Genomic DNA, 23925 nt, shown 5'->3' on the forward strand with positions numbered 1-23925 from the left:
GAATCAGCACGCTGTGCGAAGTAGGGCAGGGCGTGGATTCCGCCCTTCGGTGACCCTGAGCTCCGGATTTGGAGACACCTTATATATATAGGGCGAGTGCGGCGAACCCGCGTGGGGTGGGCAAGCGGGTGCAGGTTCGTGGGCAACCGGTGGGCTGCGTGCCAGTCCACGGCGTTGTCCATCAGCCTGTGCCCAGGTCGCGCAAGCGATGTCCACGCCTGAGAGCGGGTTTGGTCTGGTTGGCTGACAATAGCTAGTCATAGAATCTTTACCAACTTTCGTTATAGGATATGCACAGGCCACGGTCAGCGGATCGTGTCGTTAACCTGCATCCTGAACGAGACGGCGATGAAAGCACTCCTACTCTGCGGACTGATCGGCCTGATGGCCGGCTGCGCCACGACCAAGCCGACCGGCCCTGCACCGGTGGACAGCACGACCCAGGCGATCGAACGCTCGGCCACCGACATCAGCCAGTCGCTGGTAAGGCTGGCCGAAGTGGAGCAGTACGACCGACTGCGCCAGATGCCCGACCAGCCGAAGGCGTACACCCAGGTGCCCGACATGCTGCAGATGGTGTCCATCCCGTGGGATGGCCCGATCGAGGCCGCGGTCCGGAAGCTGGCCAAGGAGGCGGGGTACACCCCGAAGATCCTTGGTCGCGCACCGGTCATTCCGGTGCTGGTCCGGATCGGCACCGAGCCGGCCAGCGTTTCGGACCATCTGCGCAACGTCGGCTACCAGGCAGGAAGCCGAGCGGACGTGGTGGTCTACCCGGCCAAGAAGGTCGTCGAGCTGAGCTACAACGATGTGGGCCTCTGACGTTCCCCCGACCCTGGAGCAGGTGCTCTCCGGTCGGGACAGCGTGGTCATCGAGCAGCGGGTGGAGGGGCAGGTGACCGACATCCGCCTCAGCGCACTGAAGACCGTCGCCCTGCAGGTGGGGACCCAGGCTGGCTACCAGCGTCGGACCTTCGAGATCGAAGCCACCTTGAAGAACCAGGCCGGCCGCCTGGACCAGGTCTACAACTTCACTGGCCTGCTGTTGGACCGGAACGTCGTCCCGCCGGTCCTGGTCGAGGCACGCGATACGGTCTATGCCGAGGGTGGGGACACGCTCCGCCTGGCCGACACGACCTACGAGATCATCACGCAAGCACGCTTCAGCACCACCGCGCCGAGCTGGCGTGAATACCTGATGCGAGGCACGGCCAAGGCGACGGTGACCTTCAAGCCGGACCCGGTCATGCAGCCGCGCAACGACGCCGAGCGCAAGTTCTGGGATGCCCAGGTCAAAGTCGGTTGGGGAGTTGGCCAGCAGCAGGCGGACATGGTGTTCGCCGCCGAGCTCTCCCGGCTGGACCGGGACTACAAGGGCATGGTGCTGTACCGGCACCTGCTCTACCGCAACATGGTCAGCAAGCCCTTCGTCGCCGAGTCGCGCCTGGGCGTGACGGGCGATGGGAACAAGATCGCGATCAACGATCGCGTCTTGCGCATCACGGCCAAGCCGCAGCTGGAGACCCGCTACGAGCGGTGGACGGCGCCGATCCTGCCCACGGGGCAGAGCGATCGTCCAATCCCGCCGCCGGCGGAAGAAGCGTCGAGTCCCGAGGCGCTGCCGTGAGCGAGAACCCATTCCTGCTGGCTTACGAGCCCGTGCGGTTCGGGCGGGATGAGTTCAATGCGCTTCTCGTCCATGCCAAGACGGTAGGCGCGTCGGACATCCATCTACAGTCCCATGCGCGGGTGCAATTCCGCATCCATGGGTCTGTCCAGTACGGCAGCCGCCGCAAGCTCGATGACGCTGAGCTCGCCGACATGGTCCGCGTGCTCTACGGTGGCGACAACGGTGAGATGGAGATCCGCTCCGGCAAGCCGCTGGACAACGCCTACACCCTGAAGATAGATCGCGACAGCAACCTGCGCTTCCGCTGGAACGCAACCGGCTGCGAAGTGCGTGGGGCCCAAGGCATCAAGATCACGCTTCGCGAGTTGCCCGACATGCCGCCGCAACTGCCGGCCGAAGAGCTCGGGTCGGACATCGTCGATGCGCTATACCCGGATGAGGGCATGGTGCTGGTGTGCGGTGCCACCGGCTCCGGCAAGAGCACGCTGATGGCAGGTGTCATCCGCAACAAGCTGGAAGACCCTGACGCGCACGAGAACATCATGGAAGCGTCTGCGCCGGTGGAGTTCATCTACAACAAGGTGCTGGCAAACCCGAACTGCACCTCAACGATCACGCAGTCGAACGTGCCGCAGAACCTTCCGTCCTTCGCCGTGGCGGTCACCAACTTCCTGCGCTGCGACCCCGACCGCATCATCATCGGTGAGTCGCGCGATGCGGCGACGATCAAGGCCTCGAACCTGGCCGCGCAGACGGGCCATGCGCTGTACACCACCGTGCACGCCAACACGGTAGGCGGCACGTTCCTGCGAATGATGCAGTCGCTACCGTCCAACGAAATGGCCTCCGAGCTGGGCAGCCTGATCGAGGCGTGTCGCCTGATCGTTTGCCAGAAGCTACTTCCATCTCTGGACGGTAAGCGTGTGGCGGTCCGGGAGACCTTGATCCTGGACAAAACCATTCGGCGCAAGTTGCTTGATGCCGCTTCGCGCGATGTCAGCACCCTTCCTGCCGTGGCCAACGACATCGTCGACACCCACGGCGTTCCGATGTGGAGGCATGCGATCAGGCTGGCCGAGGCCGGCAGGATCGATGAGATGCAAGCGGAATTCATGCGGAAAGATTCGGAGGGCGAACGCGTGCGCCTGCAAGCTGTCGAGAGGGAACTTCATGTCGCGGCCTAATCACTGGCGGATGAGCGCCGAAACGACACGCCTGTGGTTCTTCGATGCCGTGGCGGGCGTGCCGCTGATCTTCATGCTGTTCCACCTGCGCATGTGGACCTTCATCCTGGCGATCTTCGTGTTCTTCCTGCTCGCCTTCCTGGAGCGCAAGGGCTACAGCCTGAAGGTCGGACTCCGGCGCCTTCGCAGCTGGGCCGCCGGCCGCGTTCGCGTCGGGCAGCCCTGGTGGAGCGACAAGCAGGAGCGCCAGTAATGGACGCTGGCGCACACTGCATCGCCGTCGACGTGGATGCGGCGCTGACGCTGACCATGTTGAGTGGTCAGTCCGGCGCAACCGGCATCGACGAAGTGATCGACGGAGACGGGCAGGGCAGTTTCACCGCAGGTGTATTCACTGCCGATGGTGGTCTCTACCACGTGCGCGCCGCCAGGCGGGTCGTGCCCAGCGAGGAAATCACCTCGCCGGCGCGTCGGGTCCGCGTCCACGCAGCTGCGGCCCGCAGTCTTGGCGCTCGGGCAGGTGAATCGGTTCATCTGATGGCATCCCTGCCCATGAAGGACTACTTCACCGACGCCAACGCGGCGAGCACGTTGGTCGACCAGGTGCAGCGTTCGTTCGAGAAGCCGACCACGTCGGCAGACGACACGACGCTTCTGCCTTCGCTGAAGGTTCGTGTACTACCCCGAACCGTTGCGGCTTTCATGGACTGGGCGTTCAGTCCCACCGGCCAGCTGCTTGATCCACCGCAGGACGTGAGCTCTGTGGTCGTGGTCGACATCGCACACCGGGGCACCACGCTCGCTGCCTTCGACGCCGCCACGCAGGAGATGGTGCCGGGCAGCCGCATCGAGCTGCCTCACGGCTGGAGCGAGGCGTTGATGGCGCTTGGCCAGTCATTGCTGCAGAAGCATGCACTCGATGACCTGCCGGTACGCGGGGCGATCAACGCGCTGCTGAAAGGTCAGTACCACCGTCGAGGATCGGTGTGGTCATGCGTGGGATCACTGGAAGCGGCATTCGCCGCCCTGGCACGCAGCTCTGGCGAAGCCATCGAGCAGATGATCCAGGCGCACGTACTGCAGAAGCCGATGCTGTTGGTGTGCGGCCCCGGCGCCACGCCGCTCGGGCAGCTGCTGCGGAGCAGCTGGGGTGATGCGGTAACCGTGCCGCAAGAGCCCGAGCACAGCAATGCGCGGGGCATGCACAAGTTCGGGCTGTTGGCCATGGCGGGTGATCTATGACAGATGACCACGCGGTGGCAGCCGAGGACGTGCAGGCGAGGCCGGTGCAGACCTTTGCAGAGCGCAATCGCGCCAAGGTCGCGCGTCGGTTGCAGTTCACGATGAATTCCAATGGCCCGGATGAGAGCCGCTTCCTGCATGCCTACGACGAAGTGATGGGCCTGGCAGGCAGTCGCGTTGCAGGAGAGTACCTGAGGCGGTGTCTGCTGGTCGGATCGGCCGTCATGACCGGCGCTGATCCGGAGATCAAAGCGCTGCTGCAACAGCTGGGCGCGGACGGAGGGGGCAACATCGATCCTCAGGATCGCCCAGTCGCTGCACAGCCCGTGCCGGCGACGGATGCAGAAGAGACCATCGCCGACAATACACAAACAAACGGAAGTGAAGTATTATCCGCTAACGAAAGTTTAGACGAATCCAGTTCAGCGATCGTCGAGGCGGACGGCACAAACACGGCAGGAGACGCAAAGGCCCAGGGTCAGAGGGTAATGAGCGGACTTCTCGGGGTACGGGGCACAGCGACAGGGCCAATGGCGCAATGATCAATCGCATTCTCAAGTTCAGTCTGACGGCGCTTATCGCCGCGGCGCCCATGGCGGCACACGCGGGCTTCCGTGTCGTGGAGGAAGCCAAGAAGCCGGCCGGCCAGGTTGGCGCCCAGGCCACCAACACGCCGACCGATGACTTCGGATTCCAGCGCGGCCGTCCGGCGGTACGCGAATACGGCGCCAGCCCGGGACGGGAGCTGCGCCATGGCTTCGGCAAGGACCTGCCGCTCTCGCTGGTCTTCCAGCAGGTAGCCCCGCAAGGGTGGTCGGTGGACGTTGCCGAGGGTGCTCAGGCTTCGCGCCTGATTTCCTGGCAGGGCGGCAAGCCCTGGACCGATGTGCTTGTCGAAGTGGCCACCGATGCCCGCGTGTACGCGGATGTGGACTGGGAGCGCCGGAAGGTGAGCGTCACCGCCCCGGCTGCGGCTCCCAAAGCCACTTTGGCGACAGTGACCGTCACGCCGGCTACGGCCAGCGTTCCGGGCGTTGCTACTGCACAGGCCACGGTGGTTGCTGCACCGGCAGCGCCGGTCAAGAAGTGGGTCGCCCGCGGCGGCCGATCGCTGCGTTCGGTGGTCGAGGAATGGGCCGCGACCGAGCAGTGGACCGTGGTGTGGGATGCCGGCGTCGACTACGAGATCCCGGCCCTGATGAGTTTCGATGGCGATCTGACCAACGCCATCACGAAGGTGTTCCAGGTCTACGCAAATTCCAAGCGGCCTGCCAAGGCAGTGCTGTACGTCCGCCAGCAAGTCATTCACGTCACGGAGTAAGTCCATGCGTTCCATCTTCTTCGTCGGCCTGATGGCCACATTGCTGGCTGGCTGCCAGACCACACAGAACATCAAGGATTCGGATCAGCTCGTCCGGCGTGATCTGGAAGCGGCAAGTGCCACGCTGAACCATGTGCGGCAGGGCACCGCGAACGTCGACAACGGCGCCGTCGTGCGTGTCGTCGAGGACGGCTATTTCGGCGTGGGTGCGCCGAAGGTCCTCAACCGCGACCGCACCTTGCCGATGACATGCAACATCGTCTTCAACCCGACCGTCCCGCTGGACGTACTGGGCTTCGCCCAGGTGCTTTCGCGCAATCCGGATTGCAAGCTGCAGGTGCGCGTTACCCAGGATGCCCTGGTCGCGCTGAAGGACGGATACAACATCAATCCGCCGCAGGCCCAAGCGGCTGCGCAGCCTGCGACCGGTGGGATTCCCGCACTGCCCGCACTGCCGGGCCTGCCGTCCGCCGGTGGTTCGATGCGTGCGGCATCGTTCGGCAATGCGTCGCCGACGATGATCCAGGAACAGTTCAAGGGTGACGTCACCTCGTTGCTGGATATCGTCACATCCAAGCTGGGCCTTTCGTGGCGCTATAGGGAGGGGGTCGTTTCGATCTTCTTCGTTGAAACGCGCTTCATGCAGGCCTACTCCATCCCCACCGTCACGGGCATGGATTCGACCGTTTCCTCGGGAAGCTCCACGTCCTTTGGCGCGTCGAGCGGCGGCGCTGGTAGCGGCGGCGGCATGGGTGGCGGTAGTGGTGGCGTATCTGGCAACTCCACCAGCAACCAGTCCACGACGGTCTCTCTGAAGACCGACGCCGGTGGCGACATGGCCAAGGTCATCACCTCGATGCTGACCCCAAACGTGGGTCGCATGGCGCCAGGCATGGGTGGTTACGTCGTCACCGACCGCCCCGAGGTGCTGGACAACATCGCCGAGATCATCGGCACTCACAATGAGTTCTCGACCCTGCAGGTGTTGCTGAACTTCAAAGTTGTTTCGGTCACGCTGAACAACGACAGTGAGTTTGGCGTCAACTGGAAGCTGGTGTGGGAGTCGATCTCCAACCAGTTTGGTGTCGAGCTTGCCAGTGGCTATTCCAGCAACAGCGAGGCCATTTCCGGCACCGTCAACATCCTGCAGGGAAGCCCGTTCGCGGGCAGCCAGCTCATCATGCGCGCCCTGGAGAAGCAGGGGAACGTGTCAGTGCTGACGCAGCCGAGCGTGACCACGCTGAACATGGAGCCGGTGCCGGTCCAGATCGGCAACCAGCGCGGCTTCATCGAGCGCTCGGAGACGACGTTGACCAACGACGTCGGCTCGACGACCTCGCTCTCGCCCGGCACGGTCACCACGGGCTTCAACATGAACGTGTTGCCGTACATCCTGCCCGACAAGCGCACGATCCTGATGCAGTTCGCGCTCAACCTGAGTTCGCTCAACGACATCCGCCGCTATGAGTCGGGCAACTCTGCGATCGAAATGCCGGACGTGGACGGCCGCATCTTCAGCCAGAAGGTTCGCATCCGTTCGGGCGAAACCCTGGTGCTTTCCGGCTTCGAGCAGAGCACGGACAGTGCCAGCCGTTCCGGGGTGGGCAACTCGAAGTTCTGGCTGTTCGGCGGTGGCGCTACAGGCCGCAAGGCACGTGAAGTGCTGGTCGTGATGATCACGCCGATCGTGCAGGAGGTCTGATCCCGTCATGTCTGGCCCCATGTCCAACTCCAACATCAAGACCTTCACCATCCATGGCGTGAAGTTCGCCAGCGGTCTTGTGTGGCGAAAGCTGGAGCGTGCGCGCAACTACAAGAAGGAAGCCTTCGAGTACGGCCGCAAGCACAACTTCGACATGGTCGCCATCCGCCGGCGCGGCAATGTCTCGCAGGCCGGCTATGCACCCAAGGGGCTGAATCACCTGAAGGGCAGCTACTCGCTCGCTGCCTTCCTGGCGGGCCACCTGGGCAACGCCTGGCTAGGTGCGTTCGAGATCGATGAGGACTCGTTCGCGGTCGTCTGCGTTCTGCCCGATGGCAGCATCATGCCGGGCCTGGACAACGTGTTCGGCCGCGAGGAAGCGCAGAACAAGCTGCGCGAGACGTTCGCGCTGTTGGGCGACGACGTCCAGTTTTCCAAGGCGAAGAAGGTCTACGGGCCTGACAGCTTCGACGCCGAGAAGGAAATCAAGCTGACGGATCTGGTCAAGCCGAAGGGGATGAAGGCCGAACACCGCCTGCGTCCGATCAACTTCGGCTTCGGCCTCAAGGGCGCGCTCGGCGTGGCTGCGCTGCTGCTGGTGATCGCTGGCGGCGGTGGTGCGTACGCGTACATGAAGCATCGCGAAGAAGTGCAGCTGGCCCTTGCGGCGGCGGCCGAGCTGGCCAAGCAGGAAGAGCTGGCGCTCAAGGCCAAGGAAGCGGCGGAGCAAGAGCGCGTTCGCAAGGCCAACGCGCAGCAGCTGACCAAGCCATGGCTGACGGCGCCGACCGGTATCGAGGTCGTACGCGGCTGCGCGTCCGCGGAACAGCTCGTGCCCCTGTCTTTGGGAGGCTGGATCTTCACCCAGTCCACGTGCAGTAACGCTGGCCTGGTGGCGACCTACCGTCGATCCGCGGTGGCGCCCACGACGGTGGCCCAGTTCGCCGAGGCGGTGAATGCGCGCATGGGCAGTGCCGCCACGATCATCGACGCGGGTGAGGCTGGCACAGTCAGTTTCCCGGTCGAGGCTCCTGTCAACGTGCCGGCGCAGTTGAACGAGGCCAACGCATTGCTGGTCGCGCTGACGGCGCGCATGCAGGGCCTGGGCAGTGCTGGGGACGTGGCCTTCACCTACACCGAGAAGCTGTTCACCCCCGACCCGAATTCCGATGCGCCCACAGCATCGCCTGATTGGCGCACCAGCCAATACACCATCACGACCAAGCTGCCGCCGCGCACGTTGCTTGCGGACTTGGATACCACGGGCCTGTACGTCACCAGCATCGAAACCCGGCTGGCCGAGCAAGCCGAGCTGACCTGGACCATTACCGGAGAGATCTATGGCAAGTAAGACCCTGCTGATGCTGGCGCTGCTCTGTGCGTCGCCGCTGGTGTCCGCGCAGACCGTGGGCGCGCTCTCGGACCTGCAATCCGAGACGATCATGATCAAGGCCAAGGCCGAGCAGGAGAAGGCGCGAGCCTCGCTGCTCGAAGCCAAGGGAGCTCCCTCCGCATCGGCCTCTGCAGACGCAGAGCCCGTGTTCCTGGGCATCTTCGGCGGTGAGCGCACGCTCTATGCCCGTTTTGCTCTGGATGGCGGCGCTGTCGTCGAAGTACGCGAGGGCGACCCGATCATCGGTGGATACCGTGTGGCCAAGCTGACGGCCAACGACATCGTGCTGACCAAGCACGGTCGCCGCTGGCAGATCCGCATGCCGGGCGGCCAGGACTCCGCGCCTGTAGCAGCTCCGGCCGTGTTGCCGGCTGCTCCGCTGCCGTCGCCTCTGCCGCCGCCGGCACCCGCCGCCGCACCTGCAGCCCTGCGCTGAAGCGCATCGGAGAGCACGTGAACGCTGACAGCAATGTGATCGAACTGCCCGCCAAGCATGCGGCGCCTGCCGCGGCGCAAAGCATGCCCGGTTGGCAGGAGCGCTGGCGCGATCTGTCCGTGCTCAGCCGCCAGGGCGGGACTCACCCCGCTCCTGCCGCGTTGCAGGGGCAGCTGATCCTGTTCGAGGACGGCGAACTGCTGGTGGAGAGCTCCAAGCGCATCGATACGGTAGTCCTGGAGTACATGGACTCGGTGCAGCGCAAGGGCGTGCACCTGAAGGTCAGGTCCGTCGATGGTGGCTTCCTGCAGCAGGTCATCGTGCGCCTGGAAGGCGAGCAGGTGTCCTCGGCGATCACGGTCGAGGAAACCAGCGTCCGTCAGGACGAAGTGCTGTCCATGCTCGCTGAAGGCGTTCGCCGGCGCGTGAGCGACATCCACATCGAAGTCGTGGGCGATGGCGCCGACGTGCGCTACCGCATCGACGGCGCGCTGACGTTTATCCGTCGCATTTCCAAGCGGGAAGACGCTTACACGCTCGCCCGTACGGTCTATCAGTCGATGACCGACGTCGCCGAGCCCGTGTTCGAGCCCACGCAGGTCCAGGATGCTCGTATCAAGACCGAATTCCTGAGCCGTGCCGAGCTCAACGGCTGCCGTGTCGGCACCATCCCTACCGATCGCGGCTTCGACATGGTGTTGCGCCTGATGCCGCGCACGACTGGCACGGTGACGCTGGAGGACCTGGGCTTCCATCCGGAGCAGATCCAGGTCTTCGAGCGCCTGACCCAGAAGAAGACGGGCGTGAACATCTTCAGTGGTCCGACCGGTAGCGGTAAGACCACGGGTCTGGCCGTGATGATGGAGAGCATCGTCAAGAACTTCGCCGGCGAGCTGAAGGTGTTCTCGTTGGAGAACCCGCCGGAACAGCGCATGCGTGGCGTGAGCCAAGTGCCGGTGCACAGCGATGGCTGGGAAAAGCGCCTGAAGGGCATTCTCCGCGTCGACCCCGACGTCGTCATGGTCGGCGAAATGCGCGACCAGTCCTCCGCCCAGGTAGTGCTGCAGGCAGCACTGACCGGCCACGGCGTTTGGACGACGCTGCACGCCAACGATGCGGTGGCGATCCTGCAGCGCCTGGGCACGTGGGATCTGGAGCGAGACATCTTCACCGATCCGCGCGTGCTGACCGGACTGATCAACCAGGGGCTGGTGCGCCTGCTCTGCAAGGACTGCAAAGTGCCTTGGGCCAGCGCCAGGCCGAACCTGCCGAAGGCGCTTGTGGAGCGCGTGGAAGCGCGCTGCGACGTCAAGGGCGTGTTCGTGCGGGGCCAGGGCTGCGAGAACTGCCATGGCACCGGCTGCAAGGGTCGCACGGTGGTGGCGGAAGTCATCGCACCGACGCTGGAGTTCATGCGGATCTACAACGAGCAGGGTGCCGCCTTCGCGCGTGACTACTGGCGCAAGGAAATGCATGGCATCACCAAGCTGGACCACCTGGCGATGAAGATCGAGGCTGGCCTGGTTGACCCGGATATCGGCGAGAAGATGATCGGTCTTCTCGATGATGAGCCTCAACTCAACGCGAGGGCTGCCTGATGGCCGCTGTCATGGACGCTTCCAGCGCGTCGTTCGTCGAGCGCGTGGACATTGCGCTGCGCAAGTTCGATTTCAGCACCGACAAGCGCAAAGAGCTCTACCGTACGCTCGGCATCCTGCTCAAGTCGGGCCAGCTGCTTCGCGAGGCGCTGGACGAGCTCTACAACGTCCACAGCGACGCCGGCAAGAAGCCAAAGCGCGCCATCGCCGCGATCCTGTCGCACGTGAGCGGCCAGGTTTCCAACGGCTCGCGCTTCAGCGACGCCATTCGCATGTACGTCAGTTTCGATGAGTACGCGATCCTCAACGCGGGTGAACAGTCGGGCGATCTGCTCAAGGCCTTCGCCGAAGCCACGAAGGTGGCCGAAGCCAAGGGCAAGATGCTCTCGGCCGTGCTGATGGGTGCTTCGTACCCGATCGTGCTGTTCCTCAACCTGGGCTTCCTGCTGTGGGTGGTACAGGCCAAGCTGGTGCCGGCGCTGGTGAGCGCTGCCGATCCCCAGCACTGGTCCGGCCCGGCGACGGTCCTGTACTACATGGCCAAGTTCGTCAGCCTGTTCGGCATTCCAGTCGTCATCCTGACCGTGGTCGGTCTGTTCGCCTTCGTGTATGCGCTGCCGCGCCTGACCGGCACGCTGCGGTACTACCTGGACAAGCTGCCGGGATTCGATACGTACCGCGCGATGAGCGGGGCCATCTTCCTGCTGACGATCGCCGGCCAGATCCGGCACAAGATCAAGTTGCACGATGCTCTGACGGGTATGGCAGAGGTGGCCACGCCCTACATGTACGAGCGCATCAGTGGCGCCATTGCCGGTACCAACGACGGCAAGAACCTGGGCGCCGCGCTGGAGTACGCCGGATACGACTTCCCGGACAAGGAAGCCATTCGCCTGGTCAAGGCGCTTGGCAACCGCCAGGGGTTCGAGGAATCGCTTGCGACTTACGCCAACGAATGGATCGAGAAGTCCGTGAGCAAAGTGCAGAAAACCATGAGGGTGTTCTTGACGGTGGCCCTCATTGCCGTGGGAGGGACGATGCTCTGCATCGTAGGCGGTACCCAGGGCATCAAAGATGCCGTCGAAGCCAGCTACCGATAGTCAACCGAAACGCAACAACTGCTAGGAGCAGAGCAATGTCGACCCGTACCAACATCTCCCGCACCAACCCGAACCTGAAGAAGAAGCAGTTCGGCTTCACCGCCCTGGAACTGGCGATCGTGCTGCTGGTGGCAGCCGTGGTGATCGCCCTGGCCGCCACCCAGGGCTCCAAGCTCTGGGGCGACAGCCAGAACACCACCGAGATGCAGAACATCACCTCGCTGTACAACCAGACCAAGAACCTGAAGGGCACGGCCGGCTACGGCACCACGGGCACCAGCCTGCTGCCGACGCTGGCCGCGATGGATGCGCTGCCGAAGAACATGGCCTACAGCGGCGGCGTGCTGACCAACAGCTGGGGCGGCACGGTGACCATCGCCAGCACCGGCGCCGGCTACTCGCTGACCTACAACAACGTGCCGCAGTCCGCGTGCATCGAGCTGGCGCAGAAGGTCTCCAAGGGTGGTGCCATGACGACCAAGCCGGGCGGCGGCGCCGTGGTGACGGGCGAAGTCACCGCCACGGTTGCGACCGCGGGCTGCAACGCCGCCACCAACGTCCTGGTCTTCTCCAGCCTGAGCTGATCCAAGATCATGGCATTGCTTCGTGAGCTGAAGTTCGTGGACCTGTACATCGGTCGCGACTTCGCAGATGTGAAGGCCGGTGCCGGGGCGCATGCGCCCCGGGTACCCGTGCCCGATGAGTATCACGAAGAGGTGAACGCGCTTCGTGTCGCCGTGCAGGACAAGCTCAACGCTGCCGGCGACGACGAATGTGCGCACACGCATGACAGCGTGATCTACCGCGTCACTCGTATGCATGACCTGCAGGACGATCCCGTGTTGTTCCTGCGAAAGGTGGAGCCGGCGGTGTGGCCGCTGGAGAAGGTGGCGCTGCCTAAGCATGTGCTTGAGCACGTGCTGGCGGCCACCACCAAAGGGCTGATCCTGATTAGCGGTGACATGGGAAGCGGCAAGACCACCACGGCGACGGCGCTGCTCATTGAGCGCCTGAAGGTGCATGGCAGCTTCGGCCTGGCGCTGGAGCAGCCTCCGGAGTACGACCTCAATGGCGTGCATGGCCACGGACGCTGCATCCAGGTGCCTGTTACGCGCCGAAATGGCGGGTTCCGGGAGCAGCTGCAGTTGGCCAAGCGAACCTCCACCAGCGAGCTTCTGATCGGCGAAATCCGCTGCGGTGAAACGGGCGCGGTTGCGGTGAATCAGACGAACGTCGGAACGACGGTCATATCGACGATTCATGCCAAGACCCCGGTGGACGCGATCACCCAGCTGTCCACCTTCGCCGCGCTGGGCGGCATGCGCAACCCACAGCAGCTCATCTCGCAAGGCTTGGCGGCAGTGATCCATCAGCGCGTGACGCGCATGGGTGCCGACAACAGGAAGATGCTCATGACCTTCGAGTGCCTGGTGGTCGGAGGCAATGAAGAGGCGAGTATCAGGCAGAAGATCTCCGACCCTGATCGGGTTGGCAGCCTGACCCAAGATATCCACAACCAGAAGCACGCCCAGATCCACGGAGCGAGGAACCCCTGATGAATCGCAGCTCGAAGCAACAGCGCGCATCCCGCAGCCAGCAAGGCGGCTTCACCATCATCGAGATGGCGGTGACGCTGCTCGTAGCCGCCGTGCTCACGGTGGGCGCCATCCGCGGCTATGTGGAGTACGCAGAGAGCATTCTGCAGAACGCCACGATCGGCCATGCCAGCCGCCTGATGGACGGCGCGCTGAACTACGTGGCGGACAATCGCGCTTCGATCATCGCCAGTGCCGGCCCGACATCGCCGGTGACCATCACGCACGCTACGCTGCTGGCGGGCGGCTATATCGATGCGAACGTGCCGGTGCTCAATCCTTACGGCCAGACGCCAGTCATCGTCGTCTGCGAGCCCACGGCCGGTGTGCTCGATGGCACGCTGTACTACCGCAACGGTCAGGTCATCGCTGGCAAGAGCCTGCTGGCGATCGCCAACAGCCTCGGCATCGCCGGTGGTTACGTCAATGACGCAACGGGCGTGGCGCAGGGCGCATTCGGCAGCTGGACCAAGACGATGAGCGCCTGCGGCGGTTCTGCGACCGTGCCGGGCGCCGGGCACCCGGTGCTGGCGCTGTTCCTGAAGGAAACGGCCGACCAGGCGGCCAGCGGCAGCTACGTCCACCGCACCAGCGTGGCGGGACGTCCGGAGCTCAACCGCATGGGCGTGAACCTGGACATGGGTGGCAACGAGCTGCGCAACGCAGCCCGCGTGTACAGCACCGGCCGCATTTCCGCCGGCGAGTACATCGAGCTGCAGGCCTTCGCCACGGCGGGGGCGGCGTGCTCGCCCAATGGGCTGCTGGCGCGCAACTCGGCGGGCAACCTGCTCTCGTGCGTGAGCGGTGTGTGGCGCCTGGCTGGTACCTGACCCCTCCCAAGCGCGCTAGGGAGAATAAAAAGGAGCGGACATCCGCTCCTTTTTTGCATGTTTAAACATAATCTCCGACAACATACAATAACGAAAGTTATTGAGCGTCCGGGGGTCGTGAATGAACGGTAATATCCTCATCGTGCTGCTGCTTACGATCCTCTTTGGCGCCGGCACGACCACCTACGTGGTGACAGAGCGCAAGGCGCACCATGACGAGATCCTGTTCCTGTCGGATCACGTCAAGACCTACGCCAACTACGTGTCCACCGCGGCGCGGAACAACCGCAGCCTGGTGGGTTCGCTGACGCGTGAGCAGGCCAACGTACCGGCGTTCCTGGAGCTCGATCCCTCGATCGGCAACTATGTGGATCGAGGCGTGGCCTACGTCTTCTTCACCCCTTCCTCGCTTGCCGATGGCAACGAGATTGCGCGCAAGTGCGGCGATTCGATCCTGTGCGGCGTGGCCGATGGCAGCCGCAGAATCGTGCAGCCAGGTTCGGGCGATGCCTCGCAGACGGCGCCGGCGGCCGTGCCGGTCGGTGCGTTCGTCATGAAGCTCGAATCGGGCGACCCGAACTGCGTGGTGCCCGACCGTGAGTCCACGGTGGAGAGCACCACCGAAACGGACACGCAGAACTGTCCTGCGGGCCAGGTCGGCCAGCTATCGCTGTCGCGGACACGCGAGCGCAACGCGCTGGCCAGCTGCCCAGATCCCAACGGGCCGCTGCAGTGGTCCTACACCGGCTGGTCGGTATCGGATTGGAACGTTGACAGCGGTTCCTGCACCACGTGCCCGTCGCCGTCGACTGAGACGAACACGCAGTGGGTGGGCGTGGAGGAAGGTTGCCCTGCAGGCCAGTTCGGCGCTCTGTTCTACGAGGCCGAAGAGACTCAGACCCGGACGACGGCCTTCAGCTGCCCTGCAGGCACCACGACGATGCCTTCGCCCACGACGACGGGTTGGTCGGCATGGGCCAAAACGGGAACGCGGCGTAACGAGGCAGGAAACTGCACGACGTGTCCGCCGCCAGGCGTGGACACGCAGCGCGAGTGGGTGAAGGTGACCGGTTCGTGCCCGATCGGCCAGACCGGCACCATCTCGTACGAAAAGGAGATGATCGCCACGCGGCCGGTGTCGTTCACGTGTTCCGGTGGATCTGCGATGCCGGAGGCGACCTACGGTCCGTCTGGTCCTTGGGCCGAATCCGGCGCAATGCGCAACAACGAAAGCACGTGCGCCCCATGTAATGGGCCGCCTGCCATGGAGTACGAGTACCGCTGGGTGGCGTCTTCCCAGACCTGCAGCGCGGGTCAGTACGGCCAGCGGACGTGGGAGCGCCAGCAGGTGCGATCGCGCAGCCTGGGGTACAACACGTGCCCGGCGGCCGCCGCCGCCCAAGTGAAGTCGTCCGCGGGCGCCAAGGCGATGGCCAGTGCCACGAGCAGCGAAGGTCGCCCGACCGGCGGCAACGGTCAGCCGCGCCCTGTCGAGGACTGGGGCGACTGGACCGATACGGGCGCTACGCGCAACCAGGCGGGGGCCTGCACGGCGTGCCAGGCCACGCAAACCAGTCAGAACTTCCAGTGGGTGAACGCTTCGCAGTCGTGCCCTGCGGGCCAGACGGGTAGCTGGACTTGGCAGGCGCAGCAGGTCCAGAGTCGCACCACCTCGCAGAACTGTCCGGCCGGAACGCTTACGGCTCCGCCGGTGAACGACACGGGCTGGAGCGGGTGGAGCAACACAGGTGCACGCCAGAGCGAGAGCAACACCTGCACCTCGGCGCCTCAGCACTGCACGGCAGGCAACACCATGCGCGGTGTCGCGTGGCGGACGATGTGGACCAACAACGGCTTCTCCAGCTCGTCGGACACCACGCCGTGGTCCGGTGGCATGTCCGCCTCGCAGATCTCCGCGTTCCAGTACGCGCTGGATCACCAGACCTACACGAGCTACAACAACTACGATCCGCAGTACGGCGGCCAGATCAACCAGAACCAGAGCTACGGCTACTCCACCGGCTACGGTGACCCCAACGCCTGCCAGACCGCGTCCGACATCGGGCGCGTCATGATCAGCCAGAGCTTCAACATGGACTGCGTCATGGGGCAGGGTAGCCACGCCTGTGACTACTACTTCGAGCAGGCCTACGAGGCCTTCTCCAGCTGCGAAGCCATCTGCTCGCCTACGGGACAGCCCTATTACGACCCGAATGCGATCAGGACACTGCACGACGCGACGTGCACGGCGGCATCGCCCAAGGGCAGTGCCGCCCGAGACTCCGCCATTGGCGCGTTCTGTGCCGGTAACCCGGCGCGCTATGGCGATGTGAACTGGTGCCACGTCAACAACTATCGCAGTTACGTGCACGTCACCTGCAGCTGAGCTGGCGGGCGGCTAAACCTGGTTGGACGGAGGGCCCCGAAAGGGGCCCGTTTCCGTTGCGCGCCCCCTACTGGACAGATACCATAATGAAAGTCGATACCCATACTCAGGTGAGCAGTGGGTTAACACTCGGCGTCAAAAGGTTGACGGAAGTTGCATAGCCCCCGGGGTGGGGGTGCGATCCCAAGTCACTTCGTCCACATGATTCCCCTGTTGCGGGAGCAACAATGAACGGCAATCTCCTGATCGTCATCCTGATGGTGGCGCTGGCCGGCGGCAGCACCGCGGCCTACGTCGCGACTGAGCGCAAGGCGCACAACGATGAGGTCGTGTTCCTGTCCGACCACGTCAAAACCTACGCCAACTACGTCAGCACGGCCGCCCGGAACGATCCAAGCCTCACCGGCACGCTGACGCGAGCGCAGGCCAACGTGCCGGCGTTCCTGCAGCTGGAGCCGACCGTGACGAACTACGTCACCGGCGGCGTGGCTTACGTCTACTTCACCCCCAAGAGCCTGGCCGATGGCAACGAGATTGCCCGCAAGTGCGGGGACTCGATCGTCTGCGGCGTGAAGAACGCCTCCAACCGCATCGTCCAGCCTGGGACAGGCGATGACGCTTTGCCGGCGCCTGCCGCCGCGCCGGTGGGCTCGTTCGTGATGCGCCTGGATGCGGGCGATCCGAACTGTGTGGTCCCCGATCGCGAGTCCACGATCGAGACCTCGCCGGAGACCACCACGGGCAACTGCCCCGCCGGGCAGGCGGGCTCGCAGACGTTGACGCGCACGCGCGAGCGAACCGCAGTGGCTTCGTGCCCTACGCCGAATGGCGCGTTGCAGTGGTCTTACTCCGGCTGGTCCGCACCTGCCTGGACAGTGGCCAGCAGCACCTGCGTGAACTGTCCGGCCGGCTCCACGGAGACCGGCACGCAATGGGTGGGAGCCTCGGCGACCTGCGCCGCCGGCCAGTACGGCGGCCTGAGCTGGGAAAAGCAGCAGTCGCGCACGCGATCGGTGAGCTACAACTGCCCGGCAGGCACGGCCACCGTGCCGCCGCCGACCTATGGCGCGTGGAGTGGTTGGACAGACAACGGCTCGACACGCAACAACACCGGTTCGTGCACAAGCTGCCCCTCGCCTACGAATGAGGCGCAGACGCAGTGGGTTGGCGCCAGCGGGGCGGGCTGCCCGGCCGGCACCTACGGCACCACCTCGTGGGAGAAGCAGCAGACGCGCAACCGCACCGTCTCCTACAGCTGTCCGGCGGGTACAGCGACGCTGCCCGCCCCCACGTATGGGGCGTTCAGCGGCTGGGCTGACACAGGCGCTACGCGCAATCTGAGCACTGCTGCCTGTACGACGTGTCCTGCGCCCACCACGCAGTACGAGTACCAGTGGGTGGGCACGCAGCAGTCCTGCTCGGCAGGCCAGTATGGGCTGCGCACCTGGGAGCGCCAGCAGGTGCGGTCCCGCAGCGTGAGCTACAGCTGCCCGGCTGGAGGCACCTCGCCGCCGGCCCCCATCTATGGGGCCTGGACGGGCTGGTCGGACACCGGCACCACCCGCAACCAGGCTGGCAGCTGCACGGCGTGCCAGGCCACGTCTACCCAGCAGAACTACCAGTGGGTGGGCGCCTCGCAATCGTGCCCGTCTGGCCAGACCGGCAGCTGGACGTGGCAGAAGCAGCAAGTGCAGTCCCGCACCACCTCGCAGAACTGTCCGGCAGGCACGCAGACGGCGCCGGCGATTTCCGACACCGGGTGGAGCGGATGGAGCGACACCGGCGCAAAGCAGGGCGAAAGCAACACCTGCCAGGCAGTGGTGCAGCATTGCAGCGCGGGGAACACCATGCGCGGTGTCGCGTGGCGGACGATGTGGACCAACAACGGCTTTTCCAGCTCGTCGGACACCACGCCGTGGTCCGGCGGCATGTCCGCCTCGCAGATCTCCGCGTTCCAGTACGCGCTGGATCACCAGGTCTACACCAGCTACAGCAACTACGACCCGCAGTACGGCGGCCAGGTCAACCAGAACCAGTCGTATGGCTACACGACCGGCTATGGTGATCCCAACAGCTGCCAGACCGCGTCCGACATCGGACGGGTCATGATCAATTCCAGTTTCAACATGGACTGCGTGATGGGGCAGGGTAGCCATGCCTGTGACTACTACTTCGAGAACGCGTACGAAGCCTTCGCCAGCTGCGAGGCCATCTGCTCGCCAACGGGACAGCCCTACTACGATCCCAATGCCATTCGCACGAATTACGACGCGACGTGTGCCAACGCGAATCCGAAGGGTAACGTGGCCAGAGACGCGGCTATAGGGTCATTCTGCTCAGGCAATCCTGCGCGCTATGGCGACGTGAACTGGTGCCAGGCAAACAACTATCGCAGCTACGTGCACGTCACCTGCAGCTGACCAGGAAAGGGCGCCTCGCGGCGCCCTTTCTCTTCGTCCGATCGAGGCAATAGAAAAGGGCGCCCTGGGGCGCCCTTTCTTGTTGGGTTGTCTGCTGTGATCAGGGGCCAGCGAAGCTGGCGCGGATCTCGCCCAGGTCCTCTTCGGTTCCCACGCCGTGCTGATGCTTGAGCCGGCCCTCGGCCACCAGGAAGCCGCGGCCACCTTCGTAGTCGGTGGAGCTGAAGTTCTCAGGCGAGGGGATCGTCAGCGATGCGCCCTTGCGGTAGCGCTCGCCGGTCAGCAGCGAGAGCAGCTTGGCCGAATACTCGTTGAGCACGACACGGCCGCCTTCGACGTTGGGGTGCGAGTGGATGCTCTCGCCGGTGCTGATGAAGTCGAACGGCACCATGTCCTTGCCGGTCATGCAGTTGACCTGCGACTTCTGGGTCAGGATGCGGACGCCGAACTGATCGCCTTGCGGCGAGACGGAGATCTGGGCGCAGGCCTCGACGTTGGTTCGCATCGTCCAGCCATCCAGGAAGCGCGAGACATCGTGGATGAACTCGGCTTTGGTCTGGCCCGGCTGGGAGAGCATGGTCTCCACGACCCAGGAGTCGATCGGGCCGGACGGGCCACGCGGTGTCGGCACGCGCACCTGGAAGGCGTTGGCGGCGGTGAGCTCGCTGGCGTGTTCAACAGCGTGTGTCGGGGCGGGGCTGATGCCCCAGGCAAGCAGTGCTGCAGTGAGCAGGGAGGTGTTGCGCATTGCGCCGCATCCTGGTGTGGGTTGCGGCAAGCATCGCGGATTTATACACTAACGAAAGTTAACCTCTACACTAGTACGTAAGTGGTTAACGGGAAGACCCCAAAGTGTGACCACGTACCAGGAGACCTCACGGAATGGATCAGCAGCAGCTCGCCCAGGCAATGGACCTGTTCGCAGAGAGAGACGCCTGGATGGTCAGCATCGGTGAGCTTCGCGACTATTTCGACGACTACTCGGCGGGCATGAAGGTCATGATGCATCGGCACGTCAGCGCCGGCATCGTTCACCGGGTCATGCCGGGTATCTACATGCATGCCAAGGCCCATCGACGTCGCAAGCTGCGCCTGGACGCGCTGGTGCGCTGCATGCGGCCCAACGATTACGTGTACGTCAGCCTGGACACCGCGGTGAACGTGCACGATGGCCAGCTGAAGCCGAACAAGCTGCGCATGATGACCGATGGCCGGTCCTACGATTACAAGTGCGATCGGGACCTGTTCGACGTGCTGTTCGGCCTGAAGCTCGATGCGATCGAGTTCAGGCATACCAAACGCTCGCAGGAGCAGATCGACGCGGGCCTGAGCGGCCAGCTGTTCAAGGGCCTGCCGCTGGCCACCCGTGCCGCGGCGGTCGCCGACATGACGCGCACGGGGTGCAAGCTCCCGCGGCCGGAGCCGACCCGAGGCGTTCATTTCAGTGACCTGCGTCCCGCTGCGGCGGCAGCCTGAAGGCTGATTTGACGCCGGCGGCAAGCATGCCGTAGTGTGGTTGTCAAGGACAGGGGTCTTTATGAGCTACTACGAGTTCCAGCAAGGTCAGCAGCAGGAGCGCTTCAGCAACGACATCGCTGCACGGCGCGCTACGCGCAATGCGAACGATGCCAATGTGCGGGCGGACCAGTGGATGGTGCACGCGCAGAACCTGGAGCGCCGCCTGGCGCAGGCAGAGGACCAGCTGCAGCGCACCAAGGATCGGTTGACGGTGCGCACCCTCCAGAACGATGTCAATCGTGAAGCGCTGCAGACGCTGCAGGCTGAGCTGAGGAAGCACGACGCCAAGACCAAACTTGGCGACGTTGAAGTCGTACGTGAAGCGAACAGAGACGAGGTCGATCGCCGGCTGCGCGGTACCGGGTTGTGGATCGAGCATACCGAGACCGAAGATCTCATCCATCGCGGCTGATCTGCGATCCCAAGACTTGCTGACCGCCCCCAGAAATGGGGGCGAGTCGTTTCTGGCATCCGCGCATGAGGGCGTTGTGCTGCGCACGGGTGCGCAGTGAGCCGCCCTGAGGTGGTCGATCAGTCCGTTGTTGTCACGCTCAGTCCCTGGTACCGGTTTTGAAAAATCGGTTGGCTGTTACGTGCCAGCGTGCGGGCAGTAGGATTCGGTCCCCACAAGAGGGTGACTGCGATGGCCAATGCCAGACAATCCCGGATCGAGCAGCTGGAAGACAAGCTGACCAGCAGGTTCGGTGCCGAGATCGGTGGTGCGGATCTCCGAACCTTGTTGGGCTACAAGACGGCCGAATCCTTCAGGAAGGCCGTGCAGCGGGGGAAGATTCCAGTCCGCACCTACCTGCATCCTCTTCGTCGAGGCCGGTTCGCATCAGCGCGTGTGCTCGCCGAATGGATGGAGTCCCTGGAGCATGCGGGTCAGGAGGATGATTCCAGGCAGCCGGTGGAATGAACCCCGCAAACGACTCGCCCCCATTTCTGGGGGCGGTCGGGGGTCATCCTTTGCAGGCAGGCTTCTTCAGTTGCTGCCGTCCCGTGTAGGAGCGTTGGCCGGCGCCGTTTGTGCATGGTCGTTGTGGCTGGTGGTCGGTCCGCCGTCTTGGCCGCCACCGCCGCTTCCACCGCCGCCGCCGCCAGGTGAGGGGCCGCCCTTGCCGCCGCCACCGCCGCCGTGCGGCATGACGGTACGGCTGTGGCTTGCGGCGCCGGCGAACACGCTCTGGGACTCGCGAGCTTCGCCATCGGCGATGCCGTGCATGCCGACCGCGCTGCCCATCCAGCGGAAGGTGGCATCCGGGATGTAGTTGATCAGCGAGAAGACCGCGTGCAGCACGGTGGTCTGGATGATGCCGTAGATGATGGCGAAAGCGACCAGCGCGCCAATGCCATTTGCACTGTCGTGCATGGCGCCCTTGGTCGCCAGCATGAAGCCGCCGTTGACCAGGTGGGAGATCGGCTGGGCCACGCCGATCGAGAGGATCAGACCGAACAGCATCAGGATCGGTCGGGTCACCACCGACAGAATGAGCATGTAGCCCGGACCCGCACGGCCGACTGCGTCATCACCATCGGGATGGATGTGCGCCGCAGCGAAGATGGGCGCGGCAACCATTGCCTCGGCGACGGAGACGACCCACTTGATGATGCCGGAGATCCACGCGATGAACGGGATCATCGGGATGTAGAAGGCCATCATGGCACCAGCGGCGAGCAGCGCCAGCGAAGCGGCGTTGATCATGAAGCCGACCTGGCTCAGGGCGCCCTTCAGGCTGAAGACCACACCCACGGTCCAGTCGATGCCCTTCGCGTCGGCCAGGCCGCCAGCGACGGCCAACGCGCCAACGTTGGTCCAGGCCACGGCCATGATGACATCGCCAATCGCCTTGACCTGGCTGACGTGCGAGGTGTTACTGCCCGCCATGTTCTGGGTGATCATCTCGATGCCGATCAGCGAGGGCTGGGACAGGCACTTGCGGATGTCCTCCCACGTCGACGGCAGCGGGTCGGAGCATGCGTTGACGTCCAAACGCAGTTCATCCTTGTAGGCCGCATGCGTGGCGTGCGAGCGTTCCTTCAGGAACTCTTCGGTCACCGCCATGGCATCGGCGTAGCCCACCAGCGTGTCGGCCGATTCCTTCTCGCTGATGTCGGAGGCCTTGGAGGTAGGCAGCGAGTTGACCGACAGCTGCACGGCGTCATTGAGCGAGATGATGTGGTTGTAGTACGCGCCGGCGTTCACCCAGCCGCCGGTCTTGGCGTACTCGACGAACGCGTTCTTGCTGGCGGTATTGGCATTGGTCACCGCCGTGCGCGAGGCGGCACGGATGCGATTCTCGTACTGGTAGGCCGCCTGCATGATGGCGTCGCTATTGGGCTTGTTGCCGTCCACGATCTGCTTGGCGATCGGCGACATGGCGGCGATGACTTCCTTCACCGCGGCGCTGTGTGCGCTATGGATGCTCTTGACGTCCAGGTAGCGCGCATTGCCCTTCTGCGACTCCGGGCTCTCTTCCCAGGTAATGCTGCCGCAGACGTCCGGTCGCATGTAACTGCCATCGGTGGCCGACCAGGAGTAGGTCACCGTGGGGATCGACATCGGGGCGTAGTTGATACCGAACGCCGCCGGCGTCGTGCTGCCCATGCCCGAGTCGATGCGATCGGTGGGGACCATGGAGGTGATGGCGCCGCGGGTTTCCTTGACGACGATGCGATCGCTGCGTTCAGCCTCGGCATACTGCTTGTTCATCGCCTGGCGGCAGACCTCGAACCGCAGGATGTTGGCCACCAGCGGCCGCGCGTTCGGGATGTTGGCGTGATTGATCATGCCGGTCTGGTCGACGCGGTCCAGCATGGCTGTCCACGCGCGGTCACCGATGCCCACGCCTTGCACAGCAAGCCACATCACCAGGATCTGGATCAGACTGAAGCCACCGGCAAGGGGCAGCAGCAGGGCACTACCGCCCACGGTGCGCAGCGGCACCCAGATCGAGCTCATCTTCCTGCCCAGAAACTCGCCATCGTGGGCGGTGTTCACCACGGCCATGATCGTGCTGTAGGCCACGAAGATCATGCCCAGGAACAGCACCGCGGTGTTGAACACCTCGAAGCCTGCGCCGATGACGGTACCGTTGGAGCCGAGGTCTGCCGCTCCGTTGCCCACCACGAAGTCCACGACGTTGCCGAAGACCTCTCGCAGGATGCTGAGCGAGGAATCGTCCGCCGGCGGGCTCCAGAAGCGCGGGTCCTGCTGTTGCTGCTGGGCGCTGGCCGTGGCGCTGGCCGCGACCAGGGTAAACAGGGTCATCAGGCGGGTGGGCCGCATGGTCAATTCCTTGGCGCGTCGGGCGCCTGCGAGGGCGGAGGCAGGCTGTTCAGGGTGGGAGCCTGTTCAACTTCGGACAGGCGGTTGAGCAGCTTGGTCGTCATGTCGTTCCAGCTGCCCGGCCGGCGCGCCGGCTCGGGCGCTTGAGCGGGGGCCGGGGCGGGGGTCACAGCAGGCGTCCGGACAGCGACCGTCGCACCCGCGTTGGCGGGTGGAACTGCAGGCTGGAAGCTGCGGATCATCTTGAGCATGTGTGTGATTGGGTATTGACCCGTCCGGTT

The 23925-nt window shown here is 64.4% G+C and carries 23 protein-coding genes; 20 read left to right on the forward strand and 3 right to left on the reverse strand.

Annotated elements, in window-relative coordinates; all coding sequences use genetic code 11:
• The first annotated feature begins 348 nt into the window (after positions 1 to 348).
• The 17 genes from ACSQ19_RS19490 (at position 349) to pilM (ACSQ19_RS19570) (ending at position 18837) form a co-directional block, all read left to right on the forward strand.
• Positions 349 to 822 carry a DotD/TraH family lipoprotein gene (locus ACSQ19_RS19490; RefSeq protein ID WP_436001356.1) on the forward strand — a complete coding sequence of 158 codons (474 nt, stop codon included), beginning with the start codon at positions 349 to 351 and terminating at the stop codon, positions 820 to 822.
• On the forward strand, positions 809 to 1627 hold the full coding sequence (locus ACSQ19_RS19495) for a type IV secretory system conjugative DNA transfer family protein (RefSeq protein WP_436001358.1): 819 nt from the start codon (positions 809 to 811) through the stop codon (positions 1625 to 1627). The genes ACSQ19_RS19490 and ACSQ19_RS19495 overlap by 14 nt, the downstream gene beginning before the upstream one ends.
• Positions 1537 to 2814 (forward strand): type IV pilus twitching motility protein PilT, encoded by a 1278-nt coding sequence (locus ACSQ19_RS19500; protein WP_436001360.1) that lies wholly within the window; start codon positions 1537 to 1539, stop codon positions 2812 to 2814. Before ACSQ19_RS19495 ends, ACSQ19_RS19500 begins: the two co-directional genes overlap by 91 nt.
• Positions 2815 to 2824: 10 nt before the next feature.
• Positions 2825 to 3067 carry an IcmT/TraK family protein gene (icmT, locus tag ACSQ19_RS19505; RefSeq protein WP_436001362.1) on the forward strand — a complete coding sequence of 81 codons (243 nt, stop codon included), beginning with the start codon at positions 2825 to 2827 and terminating at the stop codon, positions 3065 to 3067.
• Positions 3067 to 4056 (forward strand): hypothetical protein, encoded by a 990-nt coding sequence (locus ACSQ19_RS19510; RefSeq protein WP_436001364.1) that lies wholly within the window; start codon positions 3067 to 3069, stop codon positions 4054 to 4056. Before icmT ends, ACSQ19_RS19510 begins: the two co-directional genes overlap by 1 nt.
• Positions 4053 to 4598 carry a hypothetical protein gene (locus ACSQ19_RS19515; protein WP_436001366.1) on the forward strand — a complete coding sequence of 182 codons (546 nt, stop codon included), beginning with the start codon at positions 4053 to 4055 and terminating at the stop codon, positions 4596 to 4598. Before ACSQ19_RS19510 ends, ACSQ19_RS19515 begins: the two co-directional genes overlap by 4 nt.
• Positions 4595 to 5377 (forward strand): toxin co-regulated pilus biosynthesis Q family protein, encoded by a 783-nt coding sequence (locus tag ACSQ19_RS19520; protein WP_436001368.1) that lies wholly within the window; start codon positions 4595 to 4597, stop codon positions 5375 to 5377. Before ACSQ19_RS19515 ends, ACSQ19_RS19520 begins: the two co-directional genes overlap by 4 nt.
• 4 nt (positions 5378 to 5381) lie before the next feature.
• On the forward strand, positions 5382 to 7079 hold the full coding sequence (locus tag ACSQ19_RS19525; protein WP_436001370.1) for a PilN family type IVB pilus formation outer membrane protein: 1698 nt from the start codon (positions 5382 to 5384) through the stop codon (positions 7077 to 7079).
• Between the two features lie 7 nt (positions 7080 to 7086).
• Entirely contained in the window at positions 7087 to 8430 is a 1344-nt protein-coding gene (pilO2, locus tag ACSQ19_RS19530; protein ID WP_436001372.1) for a type 4b pilus protein PilO2, read from the forward strand.
• Positions 8420 to 8908, forward strand: a complete 489-nt coding sequence (gene pilP / locus ACSQ19_RS19535) for a type IV pilus biogenesis protein PilP (protein WP_436001374.1) — start codon at positions 8420 to 8422, stop codon at positions 8906 to 8908. The genes pilO2 and pilP overlap by 11 nt, the downstream gene beginning before the upstream one ends.
• Positions 8909 to 8925: 17 nt before the next feature.
• Positions 8926 to 10506 (forward strand): GspE/PulE family protein, encoded by a 1581-nt coding sequence (locus ACSQ19_RS19540; RefSeq protein WP_436001376.1) that lies wholly within the window; start codon positions 8926 to 8928, stop codon positions 10504 to 10506.
• 11 nt (positions 10507 to 10517) lie between these two features.
• On the forward strand, positions 10518 to 11606 hold the full coding sequence (locus ACSQ19_RS19545; protein WP_436001378.1) for a type II secretion system F family protein: 1089 nt from the start codon (positions 10518 to 10520) through the stop codon (positions 11604 to 11606).
• 35 nt (positions 11607 to 11641) lie between these two features.
• On the forward strand, positions 11642 to 12190 hold the full coding sequence (locus ACSQ19_RS19550) for a type 4 pilus major pilin (RefSeq protein ID WP_436001380.1): 549 nt from the start codon (positions 11642 to 11644) through the stop codon (positions 12188 to 12190).
• A gap of 9 nt (positions 12191 to 12199) precedes the next feature.
• Positions 12200 to 13162 (forward strand): ATPase, T2SS/T4P/T4SS family, encoded by a 963-nt coding sequence (locus tag ACSQ19_RS19555; RefSeq protein ID WP_436001382.1) that lies wholly within the window; start codon positions 12200 to 12202, stop codon positions 13160 to 13162.
• Positions 13162 to 14031 (forward strand): shufflon system plasmid conjugative transfer pilus tip adhesin PilV, encoded by an 870-nt coding sequence (gene pilV, locus ACSQ19_RS19560; RefSeq protein ID WP_436001384.1) that lies wholly within the window; start codon positions 13162 to 13164, stop codon positions 14029 to 14031. Before ACSQ19_RS19555 ends, pilV begins: the two co-directional genes overlap by 1 nt.
• A gap of 121 nt (positions 14032 to 14152) precedes the next feature.
• Positions 14153 to 16417: a type IV pilus biogenesis protein PilM gene (pilM, locus tag ACSQ19_RS19565; RefSeq protein WP_436001386.1), complete on the forward strand. Its 2265-nt coding sequence runs from the start codon at positions 14153 to 14155 to the stop codon at positions 16415 to 16417.
• A 227-nt stretch (positions 16418 to 16644) separates the two neighbouring features.
• A complete protein-coding gene (gene pilM / locus ACSQ19_RS19570) occupies positions 16645 to 18837 on the forward strand; it encodes a type IV pilus biogenesis protein PilM (RefSeq protein ID WP_436001388.1) in 2193 nt (730 codons plus the stop codon).
• A 100-nt stretch (positions 18838 to 18937) separates the two neighbouring features.
• Here the strand turns inward: pilM (ACSQ19_RS19570) and ACSQ19_RS19575 are convergent, their stop codons facing one another.
• The gene (locus tag ACSQ19_RS19575) at positions 18938 to 19585 is read right to left on the reverse strand and encodes a hypothetical protein (protein ID WP_436001390.1); all 648 of its coding nucleotides are present in this window, start codon (positions 19583 to 19585) and stop codon (positions 18938 to 18940) included.
• Between the two features lie 134 nt (positions 19586 to 19719).
• Here ACSQ19_RS19575 and ACSQ19_RS19580 point away from each other — a divergent pair, with 134 nt between their 5' ends.
• From ACSQ19_RS19580 to ACSQ19_RS19590, 3 genes are all read left to right on the forward strand, one after another.
• On the forward strand, positions 19720 to 20313 hold the full coding sequence (locus tag ACSQ19_RS19580; RefSeq protein WP_436001392.1) for a hypothetical protein: 594 nt from the start codon (positions 19720 to 19722) through the stop codon (positions 20311 to 20313).
• Between the two features lie 61 nt (positions 20314 to 20374).
• Positions 20375 to 20767, forward strand: coding sequence for a hypothetical protein (locus tag ACSQ19_RS19585; RefSeq protein ID WP_436001394.1), 393 nt, complete (start codon positions 20375 to 20377; stop codon positions 20765 to 20767).
• Between the two features lie 231 nt (positions 20768 to 20998).
• Positions 20999 to 21274 (forward strand): hypothetical protein, encoded by a 276-nt coding sequence (locus ACSQ19_RS19590; protein ID WP_436001396.1) that lies wholly within the window; start codon positions 20999 to 21001, stop codon positions 21272 to 21274.
• Between the two features lie 66 nt (positions 21275 to 21340).
• On the opposite strand, the gene ACSQ19_RS19595 is transcribed toward ACSQ19_RS19590, so the two are convergent.
• Both ACSQ19_RS19595 and ACSQ19_RS19600 read right to left on the reverse strand, forming a co-directional pair.
• Complete coding sequence (locus ACSQ19_RS19595; protein ID WP_436001398.1) at positions 21341 to 23644, reverse strand: DotA/TraY family protein; 2304 nt, start codon at positions 23642 to 23644, stop codon at positions 21341 to 21343.
• A gap of 2 nt (positions 23645 to 23646) precedes the next feature.
• Positions 23647 to 23895, reverse strand: a complete 249-nt coding sequence (locus tag ACSQ19_RS19600) for a hypothetical protein (protein ID WP_436001400.1) — start codon at positions 23893 to 23895, stop codon at positions 23647 to 23649.
• Positions 23896 to 23925 lie beyond the last annotated feature (30 nt).

Origin of the sequence: Pseudoxanthomonas sp. LjRoot127 (genome assembly GCF_964253495.1) — a bacterium.
Classification (GTDB): domain Bacteria; phylum Pseudomonadota; class Gammaproteobacteria; order Xanthomonadales; family Xanthomonadaceae; genus Pseudoxanthomonas_A.